13 protein-coding genes and 1 pseudogene are annotated in these 13385 nt (G+C 44.2%); 5 read left to right on the top strand and 9 right to left on the bottom strand.

All coding sequences use genetic code 11. The annotated features are described in order from the left end of the window. Together WBA23_RS24975 and WBA23_RS24980 are read right to left on the bottom strand one after the other, a co-directional pair. Positions 1–275 (bottom strand): annotated as a pseudogene (locus tag WBA23_RS24975) (TatD family hydrolase); the annotation flags it as partial. 118 nt (positions 276–393) lie between these two features. Continuing rightward, positions 394–1257 (bottom strand): EboA domain-containing protein, encoded by an 864-nt coding sequence (locus WBA23_RS24980; protein ID WP_424585001.1) that lies wholly within the window; start codon positions 1255–1257, stop codon positions 394–396. Positions 1258–1475: 218 nt separating this feature from the next. On the opposite strand from WBA23_RS24980, the gene WBA23_RS24985 reads away from it, so the two are divergent. The 3 genes from WBA23_RS24985 to WBA23_RS24995 all read left to right on the top strand — a co-directional run bounded on the left by WBA23_RS24985 (position 1476) and on the right by WBA23_RS24995 (position 6851). Next, positions 1476–3215 carry a complex I subunit 4 family protein gene (locus WBA23_RS24985; RefSeq protein ID WP_424585002.1) on the top strand — a complete coding sequence of 580 codons (1740 nt, stop codon included), beginning with the start codon at positions 1476–1478 and terminating at the stop codon, positions 3213–3215. A gap of 141 nt (positions 3216–3356) precedes the next feature. Next, positions 3357–4904 carry an NADH-quinone oxidoreductase subunit N gene (locus WBA23_RS24990; protein WP_424585003.1) on the top strand — a complete coding sequence of 516 codons (1548 nt, stop codon included), beginning with the start codon at positions 3357–3359 and terminating at the stop codon, positions 4902–4904. A 45-nt stretch (positions 4905–4949) separates the two neighbouring features. Further along, the gene (locus tag WBA23_RS24995) at positions 4950–6851 is read left to right on the top strand and encodes an amidophosphoribosyltransferase (RefSeq protein ID WP_424585004.1); all 1902 of its coding nucleotides are present in this window, start codon (positions 4950–4952) and stop codon (positions 6849–6851) included. Between the two features lie 415 nt (positions 6852–7266). On the opposite strand, the gene WBA23_RS25000 is transcribed toward WBA23_RS24995, so the two are convergent. From WBA23_RS25000 to WBA23_RS25015, 4 genes are all read right to left on the bottom strand, one after another. After that, positions 7267–7446 carry a HepT-like ribonuclease domain-containing protein gene (locus WBA23_RS25000; RefSeq protein WP_424585005.1) on the bottom strand — a complete coding sequence of 60 codons (180 nt, stop codon included), beginning with the start codon at positions 7444–7446 and terminating at the stop codon, positions 7267–7269. 287 nt (positions 7447–7733) lie between these two features. After that, positions 7734–7895, bottom strand: coding sequence for a nucleotidyltransferase family protein (locus tag WBA23_RS25005; RefSeq protein WP_424585006.1), 162 nt, complete (start codon positions 7893–7895; stop codon positions 7734–7736). A gap of 34 nt (positions 7896–7929) precedes the next feature. Next, positions 7930–8634, bottom strand: coding sequence for a gluconate 2-dehydrogenase subunit 3 family protein (locus WBA23_RS25010; RefSeq protein ID WP_424585007.1), 705 nt, complete (start codon positions 8632–8634; stop codon positions 7930–7932). Then, a complete protein-coding gene (locus tag WBA23_RS25015) occupies positions 8634–10355 on the bottom strand; it encodes a GMC oxidoreductase (RefSeq protein WP_424585008.1) in 1722 nt (573 codons plus the stop codon). The genes WBA23_RS25010 and WBA23_RS25015 overlap by 1 nt, the downstream gene beginning before the upstream one ends. Before the next feature lie 158 nt (positions 10356–10513). Here WBA23_RS25015 and WBA23_RS25020 point away from each other — a divergent pair, with 158 nt between their 5' ends. Then, the gene (locus WBA23_RS25020) at positions 10514–10951 is read left to right on the top strand and encodes a peptidylprolyl isomerase (protein WP_424585009.1); all 438 of its coding nucleotides are present in this window, start codon (positions 10514–10516) and stop codon (positions 10949–10951) included. Positions 10952–11149: 198 nt separating this feature from the next. After that, positions 11150–11545: a hypothetical protein gene (locus tag WBA23_RS25025; RefSeq protein WP_424585010.1), complete on the top strand. Its 396-nt coding sequence runs from the start codon at positions 11150–11152 to the stop codon at positions 11543–11545. Positions 11546–11561: 16 nt separating this feature from the next. On the opposite strand, the gene WBA23_RS25030 is transcribed toward WBA23_RS25025, so the two are convergent. The 3 genes from WBA23_RS25030 to WBA23_RS25040 all read right to left on the bottom strand — a co-directional run. Beyond that, positions 11562–12167 carry a precorrin-2 dehydrogenase/sirohydrochlorin ferrochelatase family protein gene (locus WBA23_RS25030; RefSeq protein WP_424585011.1) on the bottom strand — a complete coding sequence of 202 codons (606 nt, stop codon included), beginning with the start codon at positions 12165–12167 and terminating at the stop codon, positions 11562–11564. 13 nt (positions 12168–12180) lie between these two features. After that, complete coding sequence (locus tag WBA23_RS25035) at positions 12181–12651, bottom strand: SgcJ/EcaC family oxidoreductase (RefSeq protein WP_424585012.1); 471 nt, start codon at positions 12649–12651, stop codon at positions 12181–12183. After that, positions 12648–13385 (bottom strand): carboxypeptidase-like regulatory domain-containing protein (locus WBA23_RS25040; RefSeq protein WP_424585013.1); only part of this gene is annotated, 738 nt, incomplete at its 5' end. The genes WBA23_RS25035 and WBA23_RS25040, both read right to left, overlap by 4 nt.

Raw genomic sequence — 13385 nt, forward strand, 5'->3', positions numbered from 1 at the left:
AGCAGTTCCATCACCTCTTCAGCCAAGGCTTCATTATTCGCCTCGCGGGAGTTCAACCCAATGGTACAGTAGTGCTTAATACCGAACTGACTGGCCCGAAAGCGTTCCCAGCCAATCAGGCTGCTAAAGTAATCCTGGAAGCTACCTACTTGGGTACGAGGTTGACCCAGCCAGAAAGCCGGTTCAATAATGGCCACGATGCCCGCCTGCTGCATGGCTTCGTAATCGTCGGTAGTACGAGAAGTAACGTGAATATGGGGGTCAATATACATCATGGTTCAATGGTTCAATGGCTAATGTTAATTGTGGTTGTCAATTGTTCTAATCCTTGGTCATTAGTTCTAATTAGTAAGTATGATTGAAGGATATTTTTCATATCCCTCATTTCATTTTTCACATCTCGTTGCACATTGTTCCGACGGTTTTCCAATTAAGTTCCTCATCGGGTAGTGAGTAATCGTTTAACTGTTTATATAAAGTATCGTTTTCGCTCTCTTTAACAGCTAAGTTAGCGGCCTGCTTTTCTAAGGCACTGCCTTGCTCGAGCAAATGTTGAATATCGAGAAGATGGTCTTCGGTTAAGTAGGGAGCCGTGCATCTCCATAGCTCGGGAGTTACCGAACGGTTGGCTGCCCAGCGCTCGTGGGCAAAGTCAATCAGCATCCGAGCTTGATCGGGGTTGCGACGCTCATCCAGTTGCTGAATTAGGTACAGGGGGCGGCCCATAAAGATGGCTTTCAGTACCATCTGGTTCCAGCCTTCATTGGGTAGGTATTCGGCCGGGTACGGATTGCGTAGTGCTACCGCGTCAAACACGTCCGTAATATTTGTCCGAATGCCTTCCGATGCTCGGTACTCCATCTGATCGGAATACTGATACAGCGGCAGAGCGGCGTATAGTGTCACCTGCTCATCGACGTCAGCAGTAGCGAACAAACGATCTAGTACGGCTCGGTACTCCTCAAATGAGTCAGCAGATAATTGTAGCAGCCAATAGGTGCGAGCAGTTTGCCGTACATTCCATTGGCTCAAATCCCATCCGCTACGAATTTGCTCGGCTTGCTGTACGGTTTTATCATTTAGCGTTAGATTAGTTTTACTAAAATGCCGAGCAATGGTGCTGAACGTGAGATAAAAGCTGCGGCTGCTAGGTTGATCCTGGTATTTTTTGGTTTGCTGCTCAAGCCATGCTACCGCTTCGTCCGGCGATTGCTGGCTAATCAGTCTGTGAAGGAATCTTTGAGCAGCGTTATCCATAAAATCAGCTTTGAAACAACTAAAGTAATAGATTTGAAAGGATAGAAAAATTATTAGCTTCATACCGACTTCGGAAGTTTTGACAACAAATTCTCGTGTTGCACTATATTTCCTAAGCTTTCAAAGCCTCCACAATACGGGTATCAGTAAAGTTCGCTCGTATTTTTACCCCAAAAGTATTCGTATTTCTTCAGTAAAATAAGAAATTTGCCGCCAGCATGGCCAATCACCTACTCTCACTATTACTATTTACTCCTCTAGCAGTAGCCGTCGTTCTGCTGATTATTCCTTCCTCCCAACGATTGATCCACCGGATCGGTATAATCGTTGCTACCGGATTACAACTTACTATTGCAATCGCAATTTACTTCCAATTTGCCCCTAATAAATCTACTAGCCTAACCAACAATGCTTATTATAATCTACAATTGATAGAACGGTTTGATTGGATTAGCCTGAACTTAGGTAATTTGGGACACTTATCTATTGACTACTTTGTAGCGGTAGACGGTGTCAGCTTACCTTTAGTCATATTGGCTGCGCTAATTCTGCTGATTGCCGCTATTTCCTCCTGGACGATTAAGCAACATGTGAAAGGGTACGCTCTATTGTTTCTTTTGCTGAGCTCATCGGTAGTAGGCTGCTTTATTGCGTTAGATTTTTTTCTATTTTATCTCTTTTTTGAGTTTATGCTCCTACCCATGTATTTTCTGATTGGTATTTGGGGTGGTGAGCGACGTGAGTATGCTTCAATCAAATTTTTTCTGTATACCCTGACGGGTTCCATTTTTATTCTTATCGCAATGATTGGGCTGTACCTTAGTGTAATTGATCCGGTAGCTACCGGAGAAATGAGTGGGTTAATCGGTAATCATCCATCGGCAGTAGAAATCGACTACGTACAGGATCAATTACGAGACGGAAAGATTGCCGGGCAAGATTTGGTCCGAACGTTTGATATGGTCGCGATGACCGATACTCGAAATTATTTACCCAATAGCACTTTGGCGGTGGAAGGTGCTCAATGGGGTAACTTTCCCCTCCGTTGGTTGGCCTTCTGGGCATTGTTGTTGGGCTTTGTCATTAAACTTCCTTCGGTGCCGTTGCATACCTGGCTACCCGATGCGCACGTAGAAGCACCCACTGCTATTTCGGTAGTACTGGCTGGACTGCTGCTAAAAATTGGGGGCTACGGTATCTTCCGAACCGCCTACAGCATGTTTCCCGAAGCAGCCTTGCAGTTTGCCTGGTGGATTGGGTTTTTGGGAGTCATTTCCATTTTGTTCGCAGCGTTCAACGCGCTAGCCATGCGTGATCTGAAAAAGATGATTGCTTACTCTTCGGTATCGCACATGGGTTTTGTACTGCTCGGCTTTGCTTCACTTACTTCAGAAGGAGTTAGTGGAGGTTTGTACCAGATGTTCAGCCACGGGTTAATTTCTCCACTTTTGTTCTTACTCGCCGGTGTACTCTACGATCGTACGCACAACCGAATGATTGCTCACTACGGCGGGCTCACTCAAAAGATGCCCTATTTCACTGTACTGGTGATTGTCGGTTTCTTTGCTTCCCTTGGGCTACCCGGATTCTCCGGCTTCATTGCTGAAGTACTAACGTTACTGGGAGCATTTAATTCGGCTACGGTAAATAAATTACTGCCCCGCTGGATGGCAGTCTTTGCCGCACTCGGATTGATTTTGAGCGCTGGATACTATTTGTGGACACTACAACGCATGTTCTTCGGAAAATACTACGTGCGAGAAGAAAGCTGGAACGAAAAGCTGGTTGACCTTAGCTGGCGCGAATATGTAATGCTAGTTCCGCTAGCGGTAGCTACCTTAGTGTTTGGAATTGCGCCCAGTTTGTTTCTGGATGTGGTCGGTGAATCGGTCCGACACTGGACAGAATATATGAATGGGCAAGGAGTACTATATTTGGAACAAATGATGAATCGGTAAGTGAGAAGAAATATGAAATATAAAAAGTAGCAGACAAGATCAATGACTGTCGACCGTGGACTATTGACTGTGGATCAACATTCCGACCATAACATGTTAACTCCAAACAGTTGATTAGGGCGACAATGCCCTTAACACACTATGGAAATCACCTCTACCTTACCAAACGACTTACGAGACATACTACGTAGTGCTACCTGGCTGTGGCCGGAGGTAGTTTGGGTAGTAGCTATTGTCCTTATTCTACTCACTGACTTGATTTTCCGAAAAAAAACGGGTCTGTTATTCGTTACGCTATTAGTTATTGCCATAATAGCAAATGGTTTTTTCCTGGTGCAGCAGTGGAACCTACTAACCGTAGACGAAACACTACCCCGATTTTTGAATACACTACAAATAGACCGACTAGCTATCTATCTAAAGGGTCTATTTGGACTAGCTTTGTTCTTCGTAGGACTTATGAGTTTGCGGGTACGGAGCGGGTCAAAACAGGTGGGGTTTGAACGACTGGATCAAATTGGTGAGTATTATATCATGCTGCTCGGGATTGTTTTGGGAGCTTCGCTGATGGTTAGTACTACGCACCTGCTAACAATTTACTTAGCTATCGAGCTGGTTTCGCTAAGCTCCTACATACTGGCTAACTTCAATTTTGACCGTAAGAGTGCCGAAGCCAGTCTGAAGTACGTATTATACGGCAGTGCTGCTTCCGGGCTAATGCTCTATGGAATGTCACTACTGTATGGTCTCACCGGAACCCTACTACTAACCGAACCTACCTTTCTTCAAGGATTAAACGATGCCCCGCTACTACTTAGTAGTTTGGCTATCGGGTTTACCTTGGTTGGTTTTCTGTTCAAGATATCAGCTGTGCCTTTTCATATTTGGGCTCCGGATATCTACGAGGGCGTACCTACACCCGTCGCGGCTTTCTTCTCCGTAGTACCTAAAATAGCCGGCGTTGGTCTACTACTCCGAGTAACTCCTCTTTTGTTTGCGGCGGCGGCTGACTTTCCGGGCGAATGGGTACTAGGCATACTAGCAATGGTTACCATGATTGCCGGCAACGTAGCGGCACTGCATCAAACCAATGCCCAACGTATGTTAGCCTATTCTTCCATTGCTCACTCCGGTTTCTTGCTGGTGGGGATTTTAGTAGCTAGCCAGTGGGGTACATACAGCGTACTATTTTACGCGACGGTTTATCTATTCATGAATTTAGCTGCATTTTGGTTGATTCAGTTATTTGAGGCACATACCGGAAGTAAGCATATTCCCGACTACCGGGGGTTAGGCTTGCGCTTTCCGGCGTTAGGAATTGCTATGCTAATTGTAATGGTTGCTTTAACCGGACTGCCTCCCACTGCCGGATTTACTGCCAAACTTTTTATTTTTTCTTCGCTTTGGGATTATTATCAACAAACACAAGAACCCCAATTACTCTATGTTTTTATAGTAGGGTTGTTTAATACGGTAATCGCCCTGTTCTATTATTTGAAAATCCCGTACTATTTGTTCTTCAAAAACACTGCTGATAGTACTGAATCAACCACTTTGACTTCGCCCAAACATTTCTCGCAATTTTTAGGAAAATTTGGGACAATTTTACTAATCATTCCGTTACTGATATTGTTTTTCAAATCAGATTGGTTGATGGCTATCATTAGTCAGATAATCAGCGTACTTTAGTATTAGCAAGCGTCCATCTTGTTTAATAACATTTAGTCCATATCTATGAGCGAGTCTATTAAGCACGAGTGCGGAATTGCAATGATCCGCCTTCGCAAGCCTCTACAGTATTATATTGATAAGTATGGCACCCCGCTTTACGCGGTGAATAAGCTGTATTTGCTAATGGAAAAGCAGCACAATCGAGGACAAGATGGCGTAGGAGTGGCTAATATTAAGATTAATACCTCGGCGGGCTCGCGCTATATTAGCCGTTACCGTTCCGTATCGGATCGGCCGATTGCCGATGTATTCAAAAAGATTAATAAGAAGTATAAAAAAGTGCGCCAAGCTTGGGGCACCGAACGTCTGCTGGATGCTGACTGGCTTCAGGAAAATGTTGCCTTTACCGGCGAAGTTTGGCTCGGCCACTTACGCTACGGCACACACGGAAAAAACTCCATTGAGTATTGCCACCCTATGCTCAGGCAAAACAACTGGCGCAGTCGAAACCTGGTGATGGCGGGTAACTTCAACATGACCAATGTAGATGAGCTGTTTGATATTTTGGTCAGTTTAGGGCAGCACCCCAAAGAAAAGGCGGATACCATTACGGTCATGGAGAAGATTGGTCACTTTCTGGATCAGGAAAACCAGGACTTGTTCGATCAGTTCAAATTTACCCACACCAACCAGCAGATCACTGAAATTATTGAGGATAACCTGAATTTACAGCGGGTACTGCAACGCTCCTGCAAAGATTTTGACGGAGGCTATACCATGGCTGGTATAACTGGTAGCGGTTCTTCCTTCGTAGCTCGTGATCCCGCCGGAATTCGCCCTGCTTACTACTACGCTGATGATGAAGTAGTGGTGATAGCGTCCGAGAAACCTCCGATTAAAACGGCGTTCAATGTACCTTACGATGAAATTAGAGAAATCCAGCCGGGTAATGCGTTAATTATTGACAAAGCCGGCAACTACGACGAAAAGCAATTTATTGATAAGCTGGAAAAACGCTCGTGTAGCTTTGAGCGAATCTACTTCTCCCGGGCTTCCGACCCAGATATCTACAGCGAACGTAAGGACTTGGGCAAACTATTGATTCCGCAAATTCTAGAATCTATTGATTACGATCTGCAAAATTCCGTTTTCTCCTACATTCCTAATAGTGCCGAGACTGCCTTTTTAGGTATGCTAGAGGGGCTGGAAGATCATCTGAGCAACGAACGTATTCAGGCGATTAGCGAACGATCTAAAGGTGGTGAAGTAGATGAGAAATACCTCAATAAGCTGCTTTCGTTCCGACCGCGAGTAGAAAAGTTAGTGGTGAAGGATGCGAAGCTACGTACATTTATTACGGGTGATGACCAACGGAACGACCTAGTGGCCCACGTGTACGATACTACCTACGAAGTAATCCGCAAAGGTATTGACAATATTGTGGTGATTGATGATTCTATTGTGCGAGGCACTACGCTAGAGAAAAGCATCCTACGAATGCTCAACCGACTTAATCCTAAGAAGATTGTAATCGTTTCATCGGCCCCCCAAATTCGCTTCCCCGATTGCTACGGTATTGATATGTCGAAGATGAATGAGTTTGTAGCGTTCCGGGCCGTACTTCAGCTACTTAAGAATAGCGGACTAGATAACTTGATTGACAAAGTTTACGAAATGTGCGTGGCCGAAGGCTTGCAGAAAGGGGCACCTAATTTTGTAAAGAAGCTGTACGAGCCTTTCTCCTATAAGCAGGTCTCCGACATGATTGCCGAGATCACTCGCCCCGATGATCTTACCTGTGATTATGAGGTAGTGTATCAAACGGTCAAAAATCTGCATAAAGCCTGCCCTGACCACCGAGGCAACTGGTACTTTACTGGAGACTATCCTACTTTAGGTGGCAACTTAGTGGTGAACAAATCATTTATCAACTTTATGGAAGGTAAAACGGTGCGGGCGTATTAGAGTTTATACAGTTGCTATAATATCTATTTATCTACCAAAACGTTATTTAATAAAAACACATGAGTCAAGTAGCTGATATTAAGGCCGAACTACAAGAACTTATTGCTGAGGAAAGTGACGTAGATATTCTGCGTGCAATCAAAACTATACTAAAAAAAAAGCAGCCTAATACAGTTTAGCAGGAAAAAATTACCCACCGGACAAAAAACGCGGAGAAAGATATTGAAGAAGGTCGCTTATACAATTACGCCCAAGTAGTAGAGCGAACTATTTCTAAATTGCAGTAATGCAGGTGGTCTATACTGAACAAGCTTTACAGAGTCTAGAAGATATTATTGATTACTTGCTAGAGCATGAAGTTCCTTACAATAAGATTGTAGTAACCCGTGACCGTATCTTAGCCAGAGCAGAGTCCTTATTTCTCAATCAACTCTTCAATTTCCTTCTCGAGCTTAAGTAACTCCCGGGTTACAATTGCCCAAATAATCTCATCTGAAATATTATCATAATCATAAATTATTCGGTTTCTAGTGCTGATAATCTGCTTCGCGTTCTCAATAGGAAAACTATCTTCTGCATCTAAGATTCGCCTCACTGCCTCGCCAATGATTTCCAGATTTCGCTCAACCGCTTTTTTAAGTCTTCAAATCTTGCTGATATTCAAGGAAGTTTCTTCTCTCGGGAAGAAAACTATAAATCTCTTCTATTGACCTTTTAATATCCAGCAACCAGGCTTTCACTTTAATATCCATAAATAGGAACTTTAGTATTGTCTAGTTCTTGCCGGAAAAGTTCGTTTTTAATTCCTCTTTCCTCTATTAAGTCGATCTTCCTGTTAAGTAGTTGCTCTAAATCATCTTTGAGAGCAAAATAAAAATCAGCCTATTTATAAGGATCAGTCTCGTTAAAATCAACGACTAAATCAATATCTGAATGCTCACTAAAATCGGATCGGGTAACTGAACCAAAGGCATAAAGCGATTTTACTCTACTAGCCTTGCAAAGCCTGATAAGCGCGTTAATTAGTTGTTTATTTAGAAACATAAAGGAAGAGAATATTTTTAATCTGACGCTATTTCTAAGTAATCAAATTACCATCTTCGTCCCACTCAGCCATTACGTCGCGAGTTTCCTGGTCGATGCACTTGGCGAGCCACTCTTCGTCGTAAGCCATTCCGTGCTCCTTTAGCACATCGTCGGGTACGCCATCCCACACATTGGGGCGATTACCTTTATAGCCTAATTCCTCAATACCCATTTTGGATGTGTAGTAACCTGTCAGGGTTAGGTTCCGCATTCGGTTAAAGAATGCTACGCCTTGGGCCACTTCGGGAGTAGCTTTATCGGGATAGGCAATTTCATCTAATAGTTCGGTTTGCTGCGCTGAGGTACACTCATCAAAGGTATGGTCAAACTTATGAATTGCCCGGTGATTAAGCCACATTAACCCACCGCGTAATGGAAGTTGATGCTCGGTAATATCTTTGGCAATAAAAGCAATGAACTCGGGCACTCCGGCATCGGTCGCGGAACCAAATTTGTCGGTAGCCGGCAAAATCAGATTGCAGAGAGTGGCAATGGTGCCTACTTCTGCCTCGGTAAAGAACTCAGCTTCGTGTAACACCTGGTCGCGAAGCTTCTCTTCTTCAGTGCGCCCGTAGGCATCAGACTTTACGGGAGTTGCTACCTGTTCAGCAGTTTCTTCTTCGGGTGTACAACCAAATATTAGTCCACCGGCTAAAGAACTGGCCAGCATGGTTTTCATGGATTCTCTTCTGTCCATCACGTAATGTTTTGTTTTTTGAATTGATCAATAATATAGTCGGATGTTTTCCAGGAAAGTGCCAGAATTGTCCAGGTTGGGTTTTTATCGGCCTGTGACACAAACGGTCCGCCGTCTACAACAAACACGTTATCTACTTCATGCAGCCGATTATTCTTATTGGTTACCGATGTTTTGGCATTGTCACCCATACGGGTTGTACCTACTTCGTGAATAATTCGACCGGGAGCGGCTAGGCCATAATCTTGGTCTTTCCCCGGAGCATCTCCTAACGCAGTGGCTCCCATCTCATGAAAGACCTCCTCAAAGGTTTCGTGCATGTGCTTGGCTTGTAATCGCTCGTAATCAGTCCACTTGTAGTGAAACCGTAGTACCGGAATTCCCCACTCATCTACTACATTAGGATCGATTTCGCAGTAATTATTCTTCTGAGCCACACTCTCGCCCCGACCAGAAACGCCCATAATCGATCCGTAGAACCGTTTTACATCGTCACGCAGCTTATTACCGTAACCGCCGGTCTGCTTTCCAACTAACTCGTTCATTTCAGTAATACCAAAACCAGTACCGTAGGAAGGCATTCCCATCCCACCCCACACTTCAATATGGTAGCCTCGGGGGAAATCTAGTTGCTTATTATCCAGCCACCAGGGGCTGTAAACGTGAAGCCCCCCCACCCCATCTTCGTTGTAGGATACCTTACGATCCATTAGCTCGGGAACGAATGCCGCTCGGCTGCTTCCGGTAGAGTCATGCAAGTATTTACCAACAATGCCGGAGCCATTGCCTAATCCATTCGGGTGCTGACTACTTTTGGAGTTCAGTAAGATTCGGGCCGAACTACAAGCTGAAGCCGCTAAAACCACCGTTTTCCCCTTGAGCTGATACTCTTGCCGATCCTCTTTATTTACGTAAGAAACTCCCGTAGCCTTTCCCTCGTCATTAGTCGTTACTTCTCGCACTATAGAGTTGACGAATAAATCAACCTGACCGGTTTTCTGAGCGGGAAAAACTAGCGCAGAGCTAGAGGAGAAGTCTGCTTTAGCCGAGCACGATCGGGAACACTGACTACAGTAAAAGCAAATACCCCGGTCTTTATTTACCCGCTTAGTTAGAATGGATAATCGGGAAGGAATGACAGTAACTCCGGCTTTACGAGCGGCCTTAATATAGTATAGTTCGTGTAAGCGGGGTTTGGGAACGGGTAAAAAGAAACCATCCGGTTCGTTATCCAGATTTTCCTTACTACCAAATACTCCAATCAGCTTATCTACTTTATCGTAGTAGGGTTTTACTTCATCGTAGCTAATGGGCCAGTTATCACCTAAGCCGTCAATATCCTTTCGTTTGAAATCTTTAGGGCCAAACCGTAGCGAGATACGCCCCCAGTGGTTAGTTCGCCCCCCCAACATATGAGACCGGAACCAGTCAAATTCGGTTCCTTCGGCGCGGGTGTAGGGTTCGCCGTCAATTTCCCAGCCGCCGTAAGCCGCATCAAAATCACCGAAGGCACGGGTAGTACTAGCCCCCCGGCGAGGTGATTCGTAGGGCCATTTGAGTTGGGTCATTTGAGCCGGGTCGGTTGGGTCGAAGAACGGACCCGCCTCCACAATGGCTACCGACAGCCCTGATTCAGCCAACACTTTAGCAGACATGCCGCCCCCCGCCCCTGAACCTACGATAATGACATCGTACTCTTTAGAAGATTCAATAATATGCATAAATAGTGCTTGTAGTATAGTAGAAAATATGAATGTTTAATTTCTAACAAAAATGGGATAAACCAAATTCTCTACGGTTTTTACTTTGTAGAACTACTGCTCTATCATAATTTTTATAACTTCGCAGACCATAGTATTTATCACTACAAGAGAAACACATGAAAACTGCTGAGATTATTACTGGAAAAGGCACAATGAAGGTAGAATTCTACGAAAAAGATGCCCCGAATACTGTAGACAATTTTACTAAACTATCAAAAGAAGGCTTTTACGACGGGCTTACTTTCCACCGAGTGATCCCTAATTTTGTTATTCAGGGAGGCTGCCCCAATGGTACTGGCGCGGGTGGACCGGGTTATACTATTGACTGTGAATTAGACGGTGAAAACCAGTACCACGACCGGGGAGTTTTATCAATGGCGCATGCCGGACGAAATACGGGAGGCAGTCAGTTTTTTATCTGCCACAGTCGAGATAATACGGCTCATCTGGATCGCAACCATACGGTATTTGGTAAAGTAGTAGAGGGTATTGAGATAGTAGATGACATTAAAGAGGGCGATACAATTGAGAAGATTGTAGTGAACGAGGACTAACATTGTTCCATTGTATTAAATTCTCAACTCAAGACCTTAAACACATAAAACATTAACACACTTTTCTGATAATTTCTTACCATCTAAGATTTACTGCTTTTCCATCGGGTTTCATAGATTTTCTAGCTACATCTTTGCTTAGTACTTTTCAAATAATTTATATTAAGCAAGCCTATGATCTGCTTTCAAAATCAATATGTGACCGTTGAAATTAACTCAGAATTGCAAGCATTAGTACAGACCTGGCGTGGATTTGCTAAGGGCGATGAGTACCGACAAGCCTGGGAAGAATCATTAAAAATTGCCGAGAAACATAAACTCACGCATTGGCTAATTGATCAAGCCAAATTAAAGGGAGTGAATTATGAAGATTGGCAATGGGTAAACGAAGAATGGAAACCTCGTTTTGAGCAAGAGATCAGCGAAAGCTCAACCGCCATTGTGCTGGCTAATAATATTTTTGATGAGATGGCCGGTCGTATTGTATCTCGTAAAGCTAACGGAAAAACACATAAATCAGCTACCGGCTACTTTGCTGATAAAAAGCAGGCCCAAGCATGGTTGGCATCTACAGCTAAAGTAGCAAAACAGTAATCAGAAATATTGCTGGTTATTTATCAGCTTTGTTCCGTTCCTGAGAAAGCCAGTCAGCGGTTACTTCGTTGAGCTTTTTTACTTTGTACTCAAAATCGCCACGTAGCTGATTGCGCACTTCTAGTAAATTATCTAGCAGCGACTGCACATCGTCGGGAATGGCTTCTTCCAGATACTGCCGAATACGTTTAGTCAGCGTAGGTGACTTTCCGTTGCTAGATATTGCAATCTTTAGATCTCCTTTCTTAACCACTGAGCTGAGGTAAAAATCGCAAAGTTCAGGGGTATCGGCTACGTTGGTCATAATACGCCGCCGACGGGTACGCGCTTTAACTCGCTCGTGCAAATTTCGGTCATTAGTTGCCAGAAAAACGAGATCTTTACCGCGCAAATCACGCCAGCGAAACCGCCGTTCTATCACTTGCACATTCGGATGTTTTTTGGCCAAACGAAATATATCGGATTGTAGAATCTCTTGTCCGACCAGGGTTACCCGAGTTTCCGGACTGTTTTTCAAAATGGCTTCTAGCTTCTCTAACCCCACATAACCGCCGCCAACTACCAGTACATCTAATTCGTGCAGCTTGAAGAAAACAGGGAACAGTTGGTTACCTTGATTCATAGGGGAAAGTAAATTACTGAGTTGATCTTCGGTAGTCGACAGCGTGTAACTGGTTTTTTTCGTCCCGAATATGCGTTTCCATCGCTGGAACAATATCGGTATTTTGAGCAGCAGCACAGCTCCACCCATCACTTAATTTATGTACAACAAACGTGAAGATGGTATGTCTTGCTCCCGGATTGGGTACTTCAGAAGTAGGGGTCTGCCCGGTTAGCTTTACTTTGGCATGTACCACGGCAATGTGGTTGGCTAAATACTTCGTTTTGGTTCGGGTTAGCGTTAAAGTAGAGTTATTGAAAATGGTACGAAGGCCGTAATCATGGGCACGTTCAATATCTTCCCGCCGATGCCACCACAACCCAGTTACATTAACAAACTCGCCATCAGGATCAAACAACGCAGCAATCTGCCGGGCATCGCGCCGGTTCCAAGCTTCTACAAACAATTGAGGAATAGTTTCGGGACTATCTAGCGTGGCGCTCACTTTTTCTTTCGCTTGAAGTCCCCTCGTTTAATAGATTTGATAAATTCGCCCCAAGCAAAAGGGTTCAAGAATGGATTGGGCTGAGGTCCCGACCGGTTCTGAATGTAGTTAAACTGCTGATCCATGAAATAGCGATGGTTCATGCTACCATCCATTGGCATAGCTTGAAACATCTGAGCTAAAAGATCGTCAGCCAGGTTATCGCGCATGTTAGCGTACTGATTTTCATCAGGTAGATTGAGCGCTAGTAAGGCTTCTTTAAAAATTTCTTCACTCGAATAAGGAAACACTGTAATTGCCGGTAGGTAGGTAGTATCGGCGAGCAGTTCTACAATAATAGTCATACTCTCTACCCGATTCTCCGGTACTAGAAAGTATTGCCGCTTGAAGCCTACCGTACTGAACAATACACTATCGCCAGGCAGTACCGGCATAGAAAAATAGCCGTATTGATTAGTGGTGGTTCCTCTTCCCGCCGTAGGTACATAAACGTTTACACCGGGCAAAGCATACGTACTGTCTTCTCCCAGTACCAATCCTGAGAGTTGAACTACCTGACTACGTCCCTGGGCATAGACTGACTGGTTGGCAGTCAGTATTAGTAGCACTCCTCCTAAAACAATGAGATATTTCAAACCAAATTTCTTTTCTTCGTATTTTCTAACGGTTTTTTCCGATAAATAGTCACGGAAATAAGCGAAAAGAGGCAACTCTTCTTTATGTTTCGCTACACT

This window comes from Tunicatimonas sp. (assembly GCF_049647865.1).
Classification (GTDB): domain Bacteria; phylum Bacteroidota; class Bacteroidia; order Cytophagales; family Cyclobacteriaceae; genus Tunicatimonas.